Genomic DNA, 18,185 nt, shown 5'->3' with positions numbered 1-18,185 from the left:
TATTGAGTTTGCTTCTACTTCCAAAACAGCTTTAGAGTTTGCTTGAGATTTTCTCTTTACTGCCAAAAGAGCAGGGCCATCAGCTCGCTATCCTTGCGAAAGAGGGTTGGGATGAGGGGGCGTAAATGCCCGCTTTCTGCGCCATCGTCTGCAAATGACCAAAAACATTACCAACGCGTAAGCCGTTATGCTCATACTCGTTGGTGATCCACGGCGTCAAATTACCCACCTGTTGCGCCGTCGCCAGCGAGAGCTGCAAATCGACATACATATCGCTGAAATAAATGGCGGCGAATACCGGTACCCGATTGTCGAGCAGGCGATCGCTGTTATACAGCGGTGACCACACGCGGCGATCGGCCAGCAACTTAACGGGTTCATTGAAGGGGCGCAGAGCGGCGATCTCGGTGAACATCCAGGGATAGATCATTTCCCCGGTCAGGTAAAGCGGGCGCCGATCTTCGGCGAAAGCATCGAAGTTGCCCCGTTGCCGCTGGGCGGCCCAATTGGTGGCCTTATCCTGTGCGTAGATACTTTCATGCAGCGCGGCAAACAGCGGATTCTCCGCGTAGCTGGTCAACGCCATTACCTGTGACAAAAAGGTGTCGCTGAATTCACCGTCCGGGTTGAAGGCTTCGTCAAACAGCCAAAGTAGCCGCTCGTAACCTTCACTCATGCCAAGATCGATCCCCAGGCTTTGCAGGCGGCGTATGGTCAGCCGGTCGCCATCGGGCAACAACACCTCTTCCTGCTCTAGTTTGTCGGCAATCTGACCGATAAGCGGCTCCAGATGTGGGTAACGCTGATAGAAGATGCGATTTTTGGCGATCACCTGCGGATAGGTATGAGCGTAGACTTCATCGGCATCGGGCTGCAGGCTTGCCAGGCCGCCGGTCATAAAGCAGCAGTGGAGACCTTCCGGCGCCTGAGAAAGATAGGTCAGCGTGATAAAGCCGCCATAGCTTTGCCCCAGCGTGCTCCACGGGCGATCGCCAAAGCAGTTTTTACGCAGATATTCGGCATCGCTCACTATCGAGTCGGCGCGGAAGCAGGCCAGGTAATCTGCCGCCTGGTGGGCGGTTAGCCCGGCCAGACTCTTACCTTCAATGCGGCTGCTGCGCCCGGTGCCACGCTGATCGAGCAGGATCACCCGATAGCTTTTGAGGGCTTCGGCGATCCAACTGCTGCGTGCCGTAGGGCGTGGGCTTTTCCCTCCGGGACCACCTTGTAAAAACAGCAGACAAGGGAGTTGTTCATCACGGCGTAACGGGTCAACCAACTCACGGGCAAAGATCTCAATGGTGCGGGTATCCTTGTTATTGAACCAATTCAGCGGGACCTGGACCAGGTGTTCACGCACCCAGATCGCTGGCAACAAATATTCTCGTTCAACGCTCATGTTTTTCTCTCCCTATTATGGTGTTCTCTTTTTTCTGCCGGTTATTTTAATGCCATATCGGTGTTTACGCGGAGCGTTCAGATCTACTCTATTTTATCGATAAGCAACAATAGTCCGGAGTTTGAAGAGTGAACATCAGCGTAACAGGAGGAATGAACTTAGCAAATGCATGAGTGATTAAATTTTAGTCAAAATGTGCAAGAGTGTGACTGAATAAGTATTCTTGACTGATGAATATAAAGGGAGTGCTGGTGGCAGTGGGAGCCACCAGTCAACATCGAGCGGGCTCAGCCGTTATCTATGACGTCGGCAGCAAGGAACTCAAAGGGAGGGCTGGTTTTAAACTCAGCGGAAACTTCACCGGTAAAATCTGCCATCTCATCTTTACCCAGCGTCAGCTTTTTAACCGGAGCGCCGGCAGCAAAGTTGACCCGTTTCAGGTCTACCCAAAAAGTACTGCTGCCCAGTGCCGATTCAAAGTAGTACAGCTTGTTCTTTTGATCGGCCAGGGTGCGCCAACGAGTGGAAGAAATATTGGGTTCTTCAGGGGTCGTGATGCCAAAGGGCACAGAAACATTGCGCATAACGCTCAGCACGCTAGAGGCTGCCAGCCTGGCCTGATGATATTTCGGGATAGCGTTGATATAAAACTGTGCGCGTACAAAACGGTCGGCAGCACGGTTTGTGCCAGGCAGCATGACGTTACCCCCAATCCCTTGCCAGTATTTGGTGATGGCCAACTGCTGATCGAAGGTAGGGGAATTGGTCAGGACCTGATAGTCGCGGCTATGGTGAATCACTAATTTGCCGTTAATGTATTCGAAAATGGCACTGTCCCCACTGGCATCGGACAACGACAAATGAAGGGAGGCCAAACGTTCCTGGCCAGGCACACCGCCGGTCACAACGATAAAAGGGGCCTTTTCCAATGAGTTAACCGCTTCTTGCACCGTGGCGAAGTTATCCAACGCATACTGTGCCCATGCTGCCAATGATAAGGTTGGCTGCTGGCCATCGAATGCCGGGTATTGAGATTCCACCAACCACAGCATATTGGCCACCAGACCTTTTTCATTCATACCATCGGTGGTTGCAACACCATAGGCGGAAGTCACGACGCTGCCGTATTTAGATGTCCATTTGATCGAGTTGCTGCCTGCATTACCACTGCGCTCCATTCCTTGTGGGAAAATCCACAGGTCAGAGTGCAGCTGTTCTCTCCAGTCCATAGTGCGGCCGGTGATCACCAGATTATCTTCGCCGTGGTAGACCGCACGAGTACAGGCCATTGCCAACTGTGGTGAAAACAGAATGCCGCACATGGACAATAAAAGGGGGGTTATCAAAAGCGTTATATTCCAACTCACCGTTATCTCTCCTTGCTACTTTTTGTACAGTGTAGGCACTACTGACCCGTGGGGCAAAAACGAGAGCGCCAAACGGGATTTTCGTTTCGTTATTATTTATGTTTGACGATAGAATCAATCAATTACCTATCTCCTTGCCCCTGCAAACCGGCCAGCAGGCTGCCGCTTGCAGGGGCAAGGAGATAAAATGCATGATTAATCTATGGAAAAAATCACTCTATGAAGGTGTTGTACCAGGACGAACATCTGATCGCCGTTAACAAACCCTCAGGTTGGCTGGTGCATCGTAGCTGGCTGGATCGTCACGAGACGAGGTTTGTCATGCAAACCGTGCGCGATCAGATTGGCCAGCACGTATTTACCGTACACCGTCTGGATCGTCCTACTTCCGGCGTATTGCTGATGGCGTTGTCCAGCGATGTGGCTCGGTTATTATCGCAACAGTTTGAACTGCATCAGGTACAGAAAACCTATCACGCAGTGGTGCGGGGCTATGTTTTAGAGGGCGGCACCGTTGATTATGCGCTGACGGAAGAGTTGGATAAGTTGGCGGATAAACATGCCAACCCGGATAAAGCTCCAAAACCGGCGGTAAGTCATTATCAGCCCTTGGCAACGGTGGAGATGCCGGTGGCGATTGGCCGCTATGACACCTCGCGCTATAGCCTGGTTGAGCTGAAACCAGAGACCGGGCGTAAGCATCAGCTGCGTCGTCATATGGTGCACCTGCGCCATCCGATTATTGGTGATACCGCTCACGGCGATCTGCGGCAAAACCGCGGGATGGCCGAACATTTTGGTTGTTCACGCCTGATGCTGCACGCCAGCCATCTTCAACTCACTCATCCGGTCAGCGGCCAACCGCTGCATATTTCCGCGCCCTGGGAAGCGGATTGGCAAGGTGTCATGTCACAATTTGGCTGGCATAACGTGCTGCCAGAACTTGAGTTTCCGCAGGCTAACGGTCAGGATAGCTAATCATTTTTTAACGGTCATAAGGGAGCAGCAACGATGGCTCAGGTCGGCATTTTCGTTGGAACGGTCTACGGTAACTCTTTGTTAGTGGCGGAAGAGGCAGAAAATATCCTGCAACAACAGGGCCATGAGGTCAAAGTGTTTGAGGAAGGGACGCTGGCAGAGTGGCAGTTTTACCGCCAGCATTATGCGCTGGTCGTGACTTCCACCACCGGGCAAGGGGACTTGCCTGACAGTATTGCCCCCCTGTTCCAGGCTATTCGCGACCAGGTGGGCTATCAGCCGGAGCTGCGTTATGGCTTGATTGCTCTGGGCGATAGCAGCTATGACAACTTCTGCGGTGCCGGGCGTACCTTTGATGCTTTGCTGCAGGAGCAGGGAGCGACGCGCGTAGGTGAAGTGCTGGAGATCGATGCGATCGAGCAACCTGAACCGGAAGTGGTTTCCTGCCCGTGGGTAGAGCAGTGGGGCGCACTGCTGAAATAACCTCTTGATGCCTGGTGGCGAGCGGCCAGGCATGATTTTATTCCTGCTATCTCCTGTGGTGAAGCTTAAGCAAAAAAAAACCTAATCCCTTACGCACTCAAGGCCGCAGCCAGCAAGCGTTAAAGAATTAGGTTTTGCCTGCCGGAGCAGTAACTACCCTATCGATTACCGATTTACCCTATCACACGGAAAACCGGCAAAATGTGACTCCCCTCACCCTAACCCTCTCCCACAGGGAGAGGGGACTGAACGTGCCACAATTTACCACCTGTACCTGCCTGCGACTCCGGGCTCGCTCCCTCTCCCAATCTCTGTGTTTATGCGATCCCTGGACTCTACAGTGGGAGAGGGCAGGGGAGAGGGGACTGAACGTGCCACAATTTACCACCTGTACCTGCCTGCGACTCCGGGCTCGCTCCCTCTCCCAATCTCTGTGTTTATGCGATCCCTGGACTCTACAGTGGGAGAGGCAGGGGAGAGGGGACTGAACGTGCCACAACTTACCACCTGTACTTGCCTGCGACTCCGGGCTCGCTCCCTCTCCCAATCTCTGTGTTTATGCGATCCCTGGACTCTACAGCGGGAGAGGGCAGGGGTGAGGGGCGACCAATCGTCCTAAACTGACAAATACTAGACCGAGGGTGGCAGTTATTTACCGCGCGTCAGCTTTTCCAGATCGGATTCGATCTCGGCAATCTTGTTGGTGACCACGTTTTGCAGGTGCTGCAGGTCATCAAGGATCTTGCGTTTCAGATCCACTTCCACCTGATCGCGCTGGCAGAGTTGATCCAGTTCATCGATCACGTAGCGCAGGTTGGGGTTGATCTCATGGATCTCTTTGTAACCCTGGCCGGCATTGTCTGCCACCACGGTTTTGCGCTGGCGTGGATACTTGAACTTCACGCTCTTGGCAAAGAACTCGCCCTTATCTTTGCGGAAGTAAATCTTGAGGATGTCGTTATTGGCCTCCTGACGCAGGCTATAGCGATCGATATCTTCCGGTTGATTGATACCCAAGCTTTTCAGGTTGTCATACATAATAGCGCCACCTTTTAATCAACTATATTTGCCTGATTAGCCAATATGCAGTGTAGTGAGCTGCAAACCGACACACATCAGGAATATTTCACTGCCAGAGAGTATGGCCAAAACGCCCGACACAGACTGTGACGGCCCGCGTATTGAAGGCAAAAAAATGGCGGGTGCTGCACCCGCCGTTCAAGCTTAGTCGATAGTGCGCAATAACTCATTAATCCCGACTTTGCCACGGGTCTTGGCGTCCACTTTCTTGACGATCACAGCGCAATACAGGCTGTAGGAACCATCTTTGGAAGGCAGGTTGCCGGATACGACCACGGAGCCAGCAGGTACGCGGCCATAGTGCACTTCACCGGTTTCACGATCGTAGATACGGGTGCTTTGGCCCAGATAAACGCCCATTGAGATCACGGAACCTTCTTCCACGATCACGCCTTCAACCACTTCTGAACGCGCACCGATAAAGCAGTTGTCTTCGATGATGGTTGGGTTGGCCTGCAACGGCTCCAGCACGCCACCGATGCCGACGCCGCCGGACAGGTGAACGTTTTTGCCGATCTGTGCACAAGAGCCTACGGTGGCCCAGGTATCTACCATGGTGCCTTCGTCGACGTAGGCACCGATGTTGACGTAAGAAGGCATCAGCACGGTGTTACGAGCGATAAATGCCCCCTGACGCACGGTAGCCGGTGGCACTACGCGGAAGCCTTCCTTCTGGAAGCGAGCTTCATCGTAGTCAGCGAATTTCATCGGCACTTTGTCGTAATAGCGGGTTTCTGCACCGTCCATTACCTTGTTGTCGTTGATACGGAAAGACAGCAGGACGGCTTTTTTCAGCCACTGATGGGTAACCCATTGCCCCTCGATCTTCTCGGCAACGCGCAGGGCGCCGCTGTCCAGCAGGGCGATCACCTGGTTTACCGCTTCACGCGTTACGGTGTCTACGTTGGCCGGGGTAATATCCGCGCGGCGTTCGAAGGCGCTTTCAATAACGTTCTGTAATTGCTGCATGCTGTTCTCTGTCCTGATTTTATTTACGAAAGGTTACTTTTATCACATTTTATCGGTTGGATTGAGTGCCTCTGTCAACCGTTGTTCTAATTTTCTGCGTGTTTGCGGATCCAGCGCCCGGCGATCGGCATCGGCCAAAATAAACAAATCCTCGACCCGTTCGCCGATGGTGGAGATACGTGCGCCGTGCAGCGACAGGCCCAGATCGGCGAAAACCTCACCCACGCGTGCCAGCAGGCCGGGCTGATCGAGGGCAATTAGCTCCAGATAGCTGCGGCGATCGGTATGAGTTGGCAGGAAGCTGACCTCTGTCGGTACGCTGAAATGGCGTAGTTTGGACGACGGACGCCGAGCGCGCGGCGGTAGATAATCTCGCTGGGTGATAGCTTGCTCCAGCGCATGGCGGATCGCGGCATGACGATCCTGGGCCAGCGGGCTGCCATCCGGCTCCAGCACGATAAAGGTGTCCATGGCCATGCCGTCGCGGTTGGTGAAAATCTGGGCGTCATGCACGCTGAGATTGCGCCGATCCAGCTCACCGGCAACGGCGGCGAACAGGTAAGGGCGGTCCGGGCTCCAGATAAAGATCTCGGTGCCGCCACGCGTGGCCTGGTGGCTGACCAGCACCAGTGGCTTGGTTGAGTCATGGGCCAGCAGGTGGCGGGCGTGCCAGGCGAGCTGATTCGGCGAGTGACGCAGGAAATAGTCGGCGCGGCAGCGGCTCCAGATATGGTGCAGCGCTTCTTCATCGATATTATCCATACGCAACAATGCCAGCGCCTGTAAACGATGGTGGCGCACCCGCTCGCGCAGATCCGGGCTGTTCTGCATACCACGGCGCAGTTGCTTCTCGGCGGCGAAATACAGCTCGCGCAACAGGCTCTGTTTCCAACTGTTCCACAAGGTCTCGTTGGTGGCACAGATATCGGCGACCGTCAGGCAAACCAGGTAGCGTAGACGGGTTTCGCTTTGCACTTCGCTACTAAACTGCTGGATCACGGTCGGGTCCTGAATGTCACGTCGTTGCGCGGTAACCGACATCAGCAGGTGGCAGCGTACCAGCCAGGCAACCAGCTGTGCTTCGCGTGAGTTCAAGCCATGCAATGCAGCAAACTCCAGGGCGTCTTGGGCGCCTAAAATGGAGTGATCGCCCCCGCGCCCTTTGGCGATATCGTGGAACAGCGCCGCTAGCAACAGCAATTCTGGGTGAGGCAGGCGAGGATAAAGCTCCACGCACAGCGGATGGCGTGAGCGAGTTTCCTCATCGGAGAAGCTTTCCAGCTTTTGCAGCACACGCACGGTATGTTCATCGACGGTATAGGCATGGAACAGGTCAAACTGCATCTGGCCGACGATGCTGCCCCATTGCGGCATATAGGCCCACAGCACGCTGTGGCGATGCATTGGCACCAACGCCCGTGAGACCGCGCCTGGGTGTCGCAGAATGGCCATAAACAGCTCTCTGGCCTCGGGAATGTTGCACAGTGGCTGTTTCAGGTGGCGGCGCGCATGGCGCAACTGGCGTACGGTGGTGGAGTAGATGCCTTTGATTTCGCGGTTGCGTACCATCAGGTAGAACATGCGCATGATGGCTTCTGGCTGGCGGATAAACAGCGTTTCGTCGCGCAAATCGATCAGATCGCCACGCAGCTGAAAATCATCGTTCAGCGGGCGGGGTTTCTCCGTAGCGTCCAATGCCAGGATCGCTTCATCGAACAGCTGTAGCAGCATGTGGTTCAGCTCGCCGACGCGGCGCGTCATGCGATAGAAATCCTTCATCATGCGCTCTACCGGTTCATTGCCTTCCCCCTCGTAGCGCAACAGCTGGGCCACGCTGAGCTGGCGATCGAACAGCAGGCGGTTGTCATAACGCGGCAGCGCCAGGTGCAGGGCAAAACGAATACGCCACAGGAAGCTTTGGCATTCGTTCAATTCGTTGCGCTCGGCCTGAGTCAGGAAGCCAAAACCGACCATCTCATCGAGCGAGGTGGCGCCGAAATGGCGGCGGGCCACCCACATCAGCGTATGAATATCACGCAGGCCACCGGGGCTGCTCTTGATATCCGGCTCCAGGTTGTAGCTGGTGCCGTGATAGCGTTGGTGGCGTTGCTGCTGTTCGATCAGCTTGGCGTCAAAGAATTTGGGCGAAGGCCAGAAGCCGTCGCTGAAAATGTGCTTTTGCAATTGCAGGAACAGGGCGACGTCGCCGCAGATCATGCGGGATTCGATCAGGTTGGTGGCAACGGTCAGGTCCGCCAAGCCTTCCAGCAGGCACTCTTCGAGCGTGCGCACGCTGTGGCCGACTTCCAGTTTGAGATCCCACAGCAGGGTAATGAATTCACCGACGCGAGCGGCCTGTTCATCGTTCAGGCGAGTCTGGCTGAGTACCAGCACGTCGATATCAGACAGCGGGTGCAGTTCACCACGGCCATAGCCGCCGACGGCCAGCAGCGCCGTTTCGGGGATAGTGTCAAAGCCGTAAAACAGCCACAGCCGCCGCAATAGCCGATCGATAAACTTGCTGCGCGCCGCCACCAGGCTTTCGGCACTGGCACCAGCATTGAAGGCCGCTGCCAGCCACTGCTGAAACTGCTCAAGCCGCTGTTTGAGGGCCAGGCAATTGATCTCTTCATCGGCATAGGTGCTGGGAGCGTCCGGCTTCTTGGGTACGGCCGGGGTTTCTAGCTCACGATAATTTTCAGACATGTTTCGCCGCCCATAAAAAAAGCCGGCATAGGCCGGCTTGTCACAAGAACCCTGCGGTTCTTACATCTCGTGCGTAATGATGTTGGGGATGGTGTCATCCTTGCGCAACGTCATTATCTCGCAGCCGTTATCAGTCACCACAATAGTATGCTCATACTGTGCCGACAAGCTGCGATCTTTGGTTTTCACCGTCCAGCCGTCTTTCATGGTGCGGATGCGGTAATCACCGGCGTTGACCATAGGCTCAATGGTGAAGGCCATACCGACCTGCAGCACCACGCCGCCGTCATCGGCATCGTAATGCAGTACCTGCGGCTCTTCGTGGAAACCTTCGCCGATGCCGTGGCCGCAATATTCGCGCACGACGGAGAACTTCTCTGCTTCAACAAACTGCTGGATGGCTTTACCCAGAGTGCGCAGGCGGATACCCGGTTTGACCATCTTCAAGGCCAGATACAGGCTTTCCTGGGTGATGCGGCACAGGCGCTCGCCCAGAATGGTGGGTTTACCGACGATGAACATCTTGGAGGTGTCGCCGTGGAAGCCGTCTTTGATTACGGTCACGTCGATATTGACGATATCCCCGTCTTTCAGCACCTTGTCGTCACTTGGGATGCCGTGGCACACCACTTCGTTCACCGAGATACAGACCGATTTTGGGAAGCCGTGGTAGCCCAGGCAGGCCGAGATCGCCTGCTGTTCATTGGTGATATGCTCGTGGCAGATCCTGTCCAGCTCGCCGGTGGTGACGCCGGGTTTAACGTGGGGCTCGATGATTTCCAGCACTTCTGCGGCCAGGCGGCCCGCAACGCGCATCTTTTGAATGTCATCAGGTGTTTTAATTGAAATTGCCATGAAAGTTAGTCCGCAGGTGTCGTTATGGTCGACAAGGTAGAAAGATAAGGCATTGAGTTATGGTATCAGCCCGGCTTGAGGCTGCCAAATTTCATTTGTGAAGGGCCAGGTCAACTGCAACAAAAGTTGGTGTCTGGGGCGGGTTTATGGTATAAAGCGCGCCGGCAGATCCGCATTCGGCCTTGAGTGCCAATGAGGAAATGACCGAAGTAGTTTTAACTGCACTCACATTGTGTAAATAACACACACGTATCGACACATCCGCCGGGGTGCCTTGAGATGGCTCACGTCATTGTCCGGGTCGGCGTTATGGGATACGTGGAGGCATAACCCCAATCAACTCTAATAGAGGTTTTAATCATGGCAACTGTTTCCATGCGCGACATGCTCCAGGCTGGTGTACACTTTGGTCACCAGACCCGTTACTGGAACCCGAAAATGAAGCCTTTCATCTTCGGCGCACGTAACAAGGTTCACATCATCAACCTGGAAAAAACCGTACCAATGGCCAACCTGGCTTTGGCTGAACTGACCAAGATCTCTTCCCGTAAAGGTAAGATCCTGTTCGTTGGTACCAAGCGCGCAGCAAGCGAAGCGGTAAAAGAATATGCTAACGGCTGCGATCAGTTCTTCGTGAACCATCGCTGGTTGGGCGGCATGCTGACTAACTGGAAAACCGTTCGTCAGTCAATCAAACGTTTGAAAGATCTGGAAATCCAGTCCCAAGACGGCACCTTCGACAAGCTGACCAAGAAAGAAGCGCTGATGCGCACTCGTGAACTGGCCAAGCTGGAAAACTCCCTGGGTGGTATCAAGGACATGGGGGGTCTGCCAGACGCTCTGTTTGTTATCGATGCCGATCACGAACACATCGCGATCAAAGAAGCCAACAACCTGGGTATCCCGGTATTCTCTATCGTTGATACCAACTCCGATCCAGACGGCGTTGACTTCATCATCCCTGGTAACGACGACGCAATCCGTGCAATCAAATTGTACCTGACCGCCGTTTCTGCCGCCATCCGTGAAGGTCGTTCTCAAGATCTGGCCGTTCAGGCGGAAGAAAGCTTCGTAGAAGCTGAATAATAAGGTCAAGCCCTTATTAACCAGGTATTGAATATGTTGGTTAGGGGGGCCTTTAAGGGCCCCCTTTGCTTATCTGAATGAGAACTATCTCCGAGCGAGATAACCGAGGAAAAAGAAATGGCTGATATTACCGCTGCCCTGGTAAAAGAACTGCGTGAGCGTACCAGCGCAGGTATGATGGATTGCAAAAAAGCGCTGATCGAATCTAACGGCGACATCGAGCTGGCAATCGAAAACATGCGTAAATCTGGCGCGATCAAAGCGGCGAAAAAAGCAGGCAACGTAGCTGCTGACGGCGTGATCAAAACCAAAATCGAAGGCAACTTCGGCATGATCGTGGAAGTTAACTGCCAGACCGACTTCGTTGCTAAAGACGGCGGTTTCCAGGCTTTCGCTGACAAAGTGTTGGATGCGGCTTTTGCTGGCAAAATCACTGACGTTGACGTGCTGAAAGCGCAGTTCGAAGAAGAGCGCGTTGCGCTGGTGGCAAAAATCGGTGAGAACATCAACATTCGCCGCATTGCTGCCCTGGAAGGCGACGTGTTGGGTAGCTACCTGCACGGTGCTCGCATCGGTGTTCTGGTTGCCGCTACCAAAGGCGCGGATGAAGAGCTGGTTAAGCAGCTGGCAATGCACGTTGCCGCTAGCAAGCCTGAATTCGTCAAGCCTGAAGATGTGTCTGCTGAAGTGGTAGAGAAAGAGTACCAAGTTCAGTTGGACATCGCCATGCAGTCTGGCAAGCCGAAAGAAATCGCAGAGAAGATGGTTGAAGGCCGCATGAAGAAATTCACCGGCGAAGTCTCTCTGACCGGTCAGCCTTTCGTGATCGAACCAAGCAAGAGCGTTGCTCAGGTGCTGAAAGAGCACAACACTGACGTAACCAATTTCATCCGCTTTGAAGTGGGTGAAGGCATCGAGAAAGTTGAAGCTGACTTTGCTGCTGAAGTTGCAGCAATGAGCAAACAGTCTTAATGCTGTTAATGGAGCCGCCGCGAGGCGGCTCCATTTTATCCAGCCAGAGAAACGCCGATGATGGGCCCCGCGTGCCCAGGCTAATCGGTTGAAAACCCCAATACTATTACTACTGCTTCTTAGGACAGAACACCATGGCAACCAATGCAAAACCCGTTTATCAGCGTATCCTGCTCAAACTGAGTGGTGAAGCCCTGCAAGGTGCAGAAGGCTTTGGGATCGACGCTAGCGTTTTGGATCGCATGGCTCAGGAAGTAAAAGAGCTGGTCGAGCTGGGCATCCAGGTCGGTGTAGTTATTGGCGGTGGCAATCTTTTCCGTGGTGCAGGTCTGGCACAAGCTGGCATGAACCGCGTAGTGGGCGACCACATGGGAATGCTGGCTACCGTGATGAACGGCCTGGCTATGCGTGATGCACTGCACCGTGCCTATGTGAACGCCCGCCTGATGTCTGCCATTCCGTTGAATGGCGTATGTGACAACTACAGCTGGGCAGAGGCGATCAGCCTGCTGCGTAACAACCGCGTGGTGATTTTCTCCGCCGGTACGGGTAACCCGTTCTTTACCACGGATTCTGCGGCCTGCCTGCGCGGCATCGAAATTGAAGCCGATGTGGTATTGAAAGCGACTAAAGTGGATGGTGTATACTCCGCTGACCCGGTGAAAAACCCGGACGCAACGCTGTACGAACAGATCACCTACCAGGACGTGTTGGAGCGTGAGTTAAAAGTGATGGATCTGGCGGCGTTTACGCTGGCCCGCGATCATGGCTTGCCGATCCGCGTATTCAACATGAACAAGCCGGGCGCACTGCGTCGCGTGGTGATGGGTGAGAACGAAGGTACTCTGATCACCAAATAACGGCTGTTTGGCCAAATTTCGCAGGAGTGGGTAACGCCAGGCGTTGTGTGCTTCTGATAAGTAAAATTCACGGGCTATACTTTTCAGTACAGCCTGCCAAGTAACCAGCTTCCAAGGGTTCGCAACGTGATTAATGAAATCAGAAAAGATGCTGATTCACGCATGGAAAAAAGCGTCGAAGCATTTAAAAACCAAATCAGCAAGATCCGTACTGGCCGTGCTTCTCCAAGCATCCTGGACGGCATCATGGTGGAATACTACGGTACAGCAACGCCGCTGCGCCAACTGGCCAACGTCACGGTAGAAGATTCCCGTACGCTGGCGATCAACCTGTTTGACCGTTCTCTGGGGTCGGCGGTAGAAAAAGCCATTATGTCTTCCGATCTGGGCCTGAACCCAAGCTCGGCTGGCACCGTGATCCGCGTTCCGCTTCCTCCGTTGACGGAAGAGCGCCGTAAGGATCTGATCAAGGTCGTACGTGGTGAAGCCGAGCAGGGCCGTGTGGCCGTGCGTAACGTGCGCCGCGATGCCAACGATAAAGTGAAGGCACTGCTGAAAGACAAAGAAATCAGCGAAGATGAAGATCGCCGTTCACAAGACGATATCCAGAAAATGACCGATGCCTACATCAAACTGCTTGATGCGGCATTGGCCGATAAAGAAAAAGAACTGATGGATTTCTAATCTCCATCGCCTTGAAATAAAGCGTCGCCTTGGCGGCGCTTTATTTTTTGTGGTGCAGATCTCGTTTTATCGTACGCACAGAGCGTAAACCAGCCGTGATGCAAGTTACACTGTGGTGTACCTCCGATCTCATCACGCAGTAGATTCAGAGCGATCTCATGAAGCAACTGACAATTCTGGGTTCCACCGGTTCCGTGGGCACCAGCACCCTGGCCGTGGTCAGGGAAAATCCCGACCTTTTCGCGATCAAGGCACTGGTAGCTGGCCGTAATGTAGCGGTCATGGCGCAGCAGTGCATAGAGTTCCGCCCGAGTTATGCGGCAATGGCCGATGAGCAGGCCGCCAATGAGTTACGCGCCGTGCTGGCAGAAAACGGTGTGAAAACCGACGTGTTGGCGGGTGAAAAGGCAGCCTGCGAGCTGGCCGCATTAGACGACGTCGATCAGGTGACGGCCGCTATCGTCGGGGCCGCTGGGCTGTTGCCCACCCTGGCCGCTATTCGTGCCGGTAAGCAGGTGCTGCTGGCGAACAAAGAGTCTCTGGTCACCTGTGGCCGCCTGTTTATGGACGCGGTGCAAAAGAGCCAGGCACAGTTGCTGCCACTGGACAGCGAGCACAACGCCATCTTCCAGAGCCTGCCAGAAAGCATCCAACGCCAACTGGGGTATAGCTCGCTGGAAGCCCACGGCGTTTCGCGCATCGTGCTGACCGGTTCCGGTGGCCCGTTCCGTACTACGCCGATGGAACAGTTCGCCACTATGACGCCGGATCAGGCCTGTGCGCATCCCAACTGGTCTATGGGGCGCAAAATCTCGGTAGATTCCGCCACCATGATGAACAAGGGGCTGGAGTATATCGAGGCTCGCTGGCTGTTCAACGCCTCGGCAGAGCAGATGGAAGTGATCCTCCATCCGCAGTCGGTGATCCACTCCATGGTGCGCTATGCCGATGGTAGCGTGCTGGCCCAACTGGGTACGCCGGATATGCGCACGCCTATTGCCCATGCCATGGCTTACCCGCAGAGGGTCCACTCCGGGGTGGCTGCACTCGATTTCTGCCGTATCGGGGCGCTGACCTTCTCCGAGCCGGAGCGTGAGCGCTATCCTTGCCTGTATTTGGCGATCGAAGCCTTCGATGCGGGCCAGGCGGCGACCACCGCGCTCAACGCGGCCAATGAAATTGCCGTAGCGGCATTTTTGCAGCAACAAATTCGTTTCACTGATATTTCAGCCGTGAACCAAAAGGTTGTTGAATGTATGGCGCTGGCGGAGCCAACCAGTATTGAGATGGTGTTGGAGATCGATCGTCAGGCGCGTGAGGTGGCTCGAGGTCTGGTTCGTAACCTGCGGGTTTAATCACTTGGGCGGGGTGTACCGAGGGCAAATTCGGCTCTGCTACATTGTCTGAATTTGCTGGTAAACTCGCCAGGCCGCCGTGTGGCCGTTTGTTCAGGCTTCACGGAGGTGTTATAGTCTGCGCCATAATCACCGGTTATACCGTTGAATAATGGCCGGATTGGCAGCTCTTTTTACCTGACAAACGCGGCCAATAGGGCAGTGCCAAGCCAGAAGACGGGGAAAACTTACGCCAATCTTTGCCGGGAGCCCCTTGGGGCACCAGGCAGGCAGACTGAAAAGCTGTGTCAGGCACACGGCTTTTTTTGCGCGTAAGGTCCGATATTCCGGCAAGGCTGTGGTGTTTCTACCGAGGAAATAAGTACGAGTTATGTCGTCCGCAAACCAACAAGAAGCTAATCTTTCTGCTCATGGGCCACGTCATGTCGCGATCATTATGGACGGCAATGGGCGTTGGGCTAAACGCCAGGGCAAGTTACGTGTCTTCGGTCATAAAGCAGGGGTGAAATCGGTACGCCGCGCGGTCAGTTTTGCCGCCAGTCACCATTTAGATGCACTCACGCTTTATGCCTTCAGCAGCGAAAACTGGAACCGTCCGGCGCAGGAAGTCTCCGCGCTGATGGAGCTTTTTGTCCGCGCACTGGACAGCGAAGTAAAAAGCCTGCATAAACATAATGTCAGGTTGCGTGTGATCGGCGATGTCAGCCGGTTCAGCGCACGTTTGCAAGAGCGTATCCGCCGCTCGGAGCAACTGACAGAAAATAACGATGGCCTGACGCTTAACGTTGCCGCCAATTACGGTGGCCGTTGGGATATTATTCAGGGAGTGAAGGATCTGGCTGAGCAAGTGCAGCAGGGTACGCTGTGCGTGGACCAGATCAGCGAGGAGTTACTGGGTGAGCGCGTCTGCATGAGCGATTTGTCTCCGGTGGATCTGGTGATCCGTACCGGTGGCGAACATCGCATCAGTAACTTTTTGTTGTGGCAAATTGCGTACGCCGAGCTTTACTTTACTGATGTACTCTGGCCAGATTTTGATGAACTTGTCTTTGAAGGTGCGCTGAATGCATTTGCACAACGCGAGCGTCGCTTCGGAGGAACAACACCTATCGACGCCAATGCGTCCTAGGGGGAACTTTTGCTGAAGTCTCGCATCATAACGGCTCTGATTTTAATTCCGATTGTTATCGCAGCGCTGTTCTTACTGCCGCCGATGGGCTTTGCCCTGGTAACACTCGCTGTGTGCATGTTAGCCGCCTGGGAATGGGGGCAGTTGGCTGGCTTTGCTGCCCGCCCCCAACGTATCTGGCTGGCGATATTGTGCGGTTTCCTATTGGCGCTGATGATGCTCAGCGTGCCTGCCTACCATCAGTCTGTTCACCAATTGCAGATCGCTGGCCCGTTATGGTTGTCGCTGGGATGGTGGCTGGTGGCTCTGCTGCTGGTGCTGTTCTATCCAGGCTCGGCGGCGCTGTGGCGTAATTCGCGCACCTTGCGGCTGGTCTTTGGCCTGTTGACCATCGTGCCGTTTTTCTGGGGCATGCTGGCACTGCGTCAGTTCGGCTATGAAGAGAATCATTTTACCGGTGCCTGGTGGTTGCTGTACGTTATGCTGCTGGTCTGGGGCGCAGATTCCGGCGCCTACATGTTCGGCAAGCTGTTTGGCAAACACAAGCTGGCACCGAAGGTCTCCCCAGGCAAAACCTGGGAAGGGCTGGTCGGTGGGCTGGTCACGTCTGCCGTGATTTCGTGGCTGTTTGGCCGCTATGCGCCGCTGAACGTGGTGCCTATGACCCTATTGGTCTGTTCGGTAATTGCGGCCCTGGCTTCGGTATTGGGCGATCTGACGGAAAGCATGTTCAAACGTGAAGCCGGTATCAAGGACAGTGGTCATCTGATCCCGGGGCACGGCGGCATTCTGGATCGTATCGATAGCCTGACCGCAGCGGTACCGGTATTTGCCTGCTTGATGCTGTTAGTGTTTTAATCCGTCATCGGCGGGGGGAGTAAAGGGATTCTATGGTCAGCGTACTCTGGAACTTGGTCGCGTTTATTATCGCTCTGGGTATATTGATCACCGTGCATGAGTTCGGGCACTTTTGGGTGGCCCGCCGCTGTGGCGTCCGCGTGGAGCGCTTCTCTATCGGCTTTGGCCGTGCGCTATGGCGCCGCACCGATCGCCAGGGCACCGAATATGTCGTCGCCATGATCCCCCTTGGCGGCTATGTCAAAATGCTCGATGAGCGCGTCGAAACGGTAGCTCCCGAGCTGCGTCATGAGGCGTTCAATAATAAAACCGTCTGGCAGCGCGCGGCGATTGTCAGCGCGGGCCCCATTGCCAATTTCCTGTTTGCCATTCTTGCCTATTGGGTCGTCTTTATCATCGGCGTGCCGAGTTACCGCCCGGTCATCGGTGAAATTACTCCGCAATCCATTGCCGCTCATGCCGAAATTTCTCCGGGAATGGAACTTAAGTCCGTTGACGGTATCGAAACGCCTGATTGGGAATCTGTTCGTCTGGCGTTGGTGACCAAAATCGGTGATGCGCAAACCGAGGTAGAAATTGCTCCGTTTGGTACCTCACAAAAGGTGAGCAAGACCCTGGATTTGCGCCACTGGAGCTTTGAGCCGGACAAAGAAGATCCCGTGCGTTCTCTAGGCATGATCCCGCGTGGCCCGCAGATTGAATCCGTGCTGGCGGAAGTCCAGACCGGGTCGGCTGCGCAAAAGGCAGGTTTACAAGCGGGGGACAGGATCGTTAAAGTCGATGGTCAGCCACTTGGTCGTTGGGTTACGTTGGTTAAACGTATCCACAATGCTCCAGGGCTTCCGCTGGTTTTAGAGATAGAAAGAAACGGCGCCCCCTTGTCTTTAACGCTGATACCAGATACAAAGCCGGTGGGAAAAGACAAAGCGGTGGGGTTTGCCGGGATTATACCTAAAGTTATCCCTCTGCCGGATGAGTACAAGACCATCCGTCAATATGGGCCGTTCTCTGCGCTGTATCAGGCGGGGGACAAAACCTGGCAGCTGATGCACCTTACGGTCAGCATGATAGGTAAATTAATTACCGGTGATGTAAAGCTGAACAACCTGAGTGGCCCGATTTCCATTGCACAGGGAGCAGGGGCATCAGCAGAGGTGGGTTTTGTGTATTATATGATGTTCCTGGCGTTGATTAGCGTCAACTTAGGGATCATCAACCTCTTCCCATTACCGGTATTAGATGGTGGGCATCTCCTCTTCCTGGCGATAGAAAAGCTGAAGGGGGGGCCAGTTTCTGAGCGAGTACAGGACTACAGCTACCGCATTGGTTCGATCTTGTTGGTACTGCTGATGGGTCTTGCACTTTTCAATGATTTTTCTCGTCTTTAGGGGCGGGGACAGGTTA

16 protein-coding genes are annotated in these 18,185 nt (G+C 54.4%); 10 read left to right on the top strand and 6 right to left on the bottom strand.

All coding sequences use genetic code 11. The features are described 5' to 3' along the window. Positions 1-79: 79 nt before the first annotated feature. Both KGP16_RS20670 and KGP16_RS20665 read right to left on the bottom strand, forming a co-directional pair. The gene (locus KGP16_RS20670) at positions 80-1,399 is read right to left on the bottom strand and encodes an alpha/beta fold hydrolase (RefSeq protein ID WP_094981695.1); all 1,320 of its coding nucleotides are present in this window, start codon (positions 1,397-1,399) and stop codon (positions 80-82) included. A gap of 287 nt (positions 1,400-1,686) precedes the next feature. Further along, complete coding sequence (locus KGP16_RS20665; RefSeq protein ID WP_037375665.1) at positions 1,687-2,721, bottom strand: linear amide C-N hydrolase; 1,035 nt, start codon at positions 2,719-2,721, stop codon at positions 1,687-1,689. Between the two features lie 264 nt (positions 2,722-2,985). Here KGP16_RS20665 and truC point away from each other — a divergent pair, with 264 nt between their 5' ends. Together truC and KGP16_RS20655 are read left to right on the top strand one after the other, a co-directional pair. After that, the gene (truC, locus tag KGP16_RS20660) at positions 2,986-3,744 is read left to right on the top strand and encodes a tRNA pseudouridine(65) synthase TruC (RefSeq protein WP_059201640.1); all 759 of its coding nucleotides are present in this window, start codon (positions 2,986-2,988) and stop codon (positions 3,742-3,744) included. Between the two features lie 33 nt (positions 3,745-3,777). Continuing rightward, positions 3,778-4,227, top strand: coding sequence for a flavodoxin (locus KGP16_RS20655; protein WP_021806110.1), 450 nt, complete (start codon positions 3,778-3,780; stop codon positions 4,225-4,227). Between the two features lie 648 nt (positions 4,228-4,875). Here the strand turns inward: KGP16_RS20655 and KGP16_RS20650 are convergent. The 4 genes from KGP16_RS20650 to map all read right to left on the bottom strand — a co-directional run bounded on the left by KGP16_RS20650 (position 4,876) and on the right by map (position 9,837). Further along, a complete protein-coding gene (locus KGP16_RS20650) occupies positions 4,876-5,265 on the bottom strand; it encodes a DUF3461 family protein (protein WP_021179904.1) in 390 nt (129 codons plus the stop codon). Between the two features lie 186 nt (positions 5,266-5,451). After that, positions 5,452-6,276, bottom strand: coding sequence for a 2,3,4,5-tetrahydropyridine-2,6-dicarboxylate N-succinyltransferase (gene dapD / locus KGP16_RS20645; RefSeq protein ID WP_021179905.1), 825 nt, complete (start codon positions 6,274-6,276; stop codon positions 5,452-5,454). A 42-nt stretch (positions 6,277-6,318) separates the two neighbouring features. Then, positions 6,319-8,982 carry a bifunctional uridylyltransferase/uridylyl-removing protein GlnD gene (gene glnD, locus KGP16_RS20640; protein ID WP_223500267.1) on the bottom strand — a complete coding sequence of 888 codons (2,664 nt, stop codon included), beginning with the start codon at positions 8,980-8,982 and terminating at the stop codon, positions 6,319-6,321. Positions 8,983-9,042: 60 nt separating this feature from the next. Further along, complete coding sequence (gene map, locus KGP16_RS20635; protein WP_223500266.1) at positions 9,043-9,837, bottom strand: type I methionyl aminopeptidase; 795 nt, start codon at positions 9,835-9,837, stop codon at positions 9,043-9,045. A gap of 360 nt (positions 9,838-10,197) precedes the next feature. Between map and rpsB the strand changes: the two genes are divergently transcribed. The 8 genes from rpsB to rseP all read left to right on the top strand — a co-directional run bounded on the left by rpsB (position 10,198) and on the right by rseP (position 18,169). Next, complete coding sequence (gene rpsB, locus KGP16_RS20630; RefSeq protein ID WP_021179908.1) at positions 10,198-10,923, top strand: 30S ribosomal protein S2; 726 nt, start codon at positions 10,198-10,200, stop codon at positions 10,921-10,923. 117 nt (positions 10,924-11,040) lie between these two features. Then, on the top strand, positions 11,041-11,895 hold the full coding sequence (gene tsf / locus KGP16_RS20625) for a translation elongation factor Ts (RefSeq protein ID WP_021179909.1): 855 nt from the start codon (positions 11,041-11,043) through the stop codon (positions 11,893-11,895). A gap of 134 nt (positions 11,896-12,029) precedes the next feature. Continuing rightward, positions 12,030-12,755 carry a UMP kinase gene (gene pyrH, locus KGP16_RS20620; RefSeq protein ID WP_021179910.1) on the top strand — a complete coding sequence of 242 codons (726 nt, stop codon included), beginning with the start codon at positions 12,030-12,032 and terminating at the stop codon, positions 12,753-12,755. Between the two features lie 126 nt (positions 12,756-12,881). Continuing rightward, the gene (gene frr / locus KGP16_RS20615) at positions 12,882-13,439 is read left to right on the top strand and encodes a ribosome recycling factor (RefSeq protein WP_021179911.1); all 558 of its coding nucleotides are present in this window, start codon (positions 12,882-12,884) and stop codon (positions 13,437-13,439) included. 158 nt (positions 13,440-13,597) lie between these two features. Continuing rightward, positions 13,598-14,794, top strand: coding sequence for a 1-deoxy-D-xylulose-5-phosphate reductoisomerase (gene ispC / locus KGP16_RS20610; protein ID WP_059201637.1), 1,197 nt, complete (start codon positions 13,598-13,600; stop codon positions 14,792-14,794). 370 nt (positions 14,795-15,164) lie between these two features. After that, positions 15,165-15,923 carry a (2E,6E)-farnesyl-diphosphate-specific ditrans,polycis-undecaprenyl-diphosphate synthase gene (gene ispU, locus KGP16_RS20605; RefSeq protein ID WP_021179913.1) on the top strand — a complete coding sequence of 253 codons (759 nt, stop codon included), beginning with the start codon at positions 15,165-15,167 and terminating at the stop codon, positions 15,921-15,923. Positions 15,924-15,932: 9 nt separating this feature from the next. Further along, on the top strand, positions 15,933-16,781 hold the full coding sequence (gene cdsA / locus KGP16_RS20600; RefSeq protein ID WP_021179914.1) for a phosphatidate cytidylyltransferase: 849 nt from the start codon (positions 15,933-15,935) through the stop codon (positions 16,779-16,781). A gap of 32 nt (positions 16,782-16,813) precedes the next feature. Continuing rightward, complete coding sequence (gene rseP / locus KGP16_RS20595) at positions 16,814-18,169, top strand: sigma E protease regulator RseP (protein WP_021179915.1); 1,356 nt, start codon at positions 16,814-16,816, stop codon at positions 18,167-18,169. Positions 18,170-18,185: the final 16 nt, after the last annotated feature.

The organism is Serratia sp. JSRIV006 (assembly GCF_019968685.1).
In the GTDB taxonomy this organism is placed as follows: domain Bacteria; phylum Pseudomonadota; class Gammaproteobacteria; order Enterobacterales; family Enterobacteriaceae; genus Chania; species Chania fonticola_B.
The sequence above is the reverse complement of the archived record's forward strand: the minus strand, read 5'-3'. Positions and strand labels throughout refer to the sequence as shown.

Coding starts and splice junctions, on each gene's coding strand:
- KGP16_RS20670 (WP_094981695.1), bottom strand. CDS start 1,399: ATGAGCGTTGAACGAGAATATTTGTTGCCAGCGATCTGGGTGCGTGAA.
- KGP16_RS20665 (WP_037375665.1), bottom strand. CDS start 2,721: ATGTGCGGCATTCTGTTTTCACCACAGTTGGCAATGGCCTGTACTCGT.
- truC (WP_059201640.1), top strand. CDS start 2,986: ATGAAGGTGTTGTACCAGGACGAACATCTGATCGCCGTTAACAAACCC.
- KGP16_RS20655 (WP_021806110.1), top strand. CDS start 3,778: ATGGCTCAGGTCGGCATTTTCGTTGGAACGGTCTACGGTAACTCTTTG.
- KGP16_RS20650 (WP_021179904.1), bottom strand. CDS start 5,265: ATGTATGACAACCTGAAAAGCTTGGGTATCAATCAACCGGAAGATATC.
- dapD (WP_021179905.1), bottom strand. CDS start 6,276: ATGCAGCAATTACAGAACGTTATTGAAAGCGCCTTCGAACGCCGCGCG.
- glnD (WP_223500267.1), bottom strand. CDS start 8,982: ATGTCTGAAAATTATCGTGAGCTAGAAACCCCGGCCGTACCCAAGAAG.
- map (WP_223500266.1), bottom strand. CDS start 9,837: ATGGCAATTTCAATTAAAACACCTGATGACATTCAAAAGATGCGCGTT.
- rpsB (WP_021179908.1), top strand. CDS start 10,198: ATGGCAACTGTTTCCATGCGCGACATGCTCCAGGCTGGTGTACACTTT.
- tsf (WP_021179909.1), top strand. CDS start 11,041: ATGGCTGATATTACCGCTGCCCTGGTAAAAGAACTGCGTGAGCGTACC.
- pyrH (WP_021179910.1), top strand. CDS start 12,030: ATGGCAACCAATGCAAAACCCGTTTATCAGCGTATCCTGCTCAAACTG.
- ispC (WP_059201637.1), top strand. CDS start 13,598: ATGAAGCAACTGACAATTCTGGGTTCCACCGGTTCCGTGGGCACCAGC.
- ispU (WP_021179913.1), top strand. CDS start 15,165: ATGTCGTCCGCAAACCAACAAGAAGCTAATCTTTCTGCTCATGGGCCA.
- rseP (WP_021179915.1), top strand. CDS start 16,814: ATGGTCAGCGTACTCTGGAACTTGGTCGCGTTTATTATCGCTCTGGGT.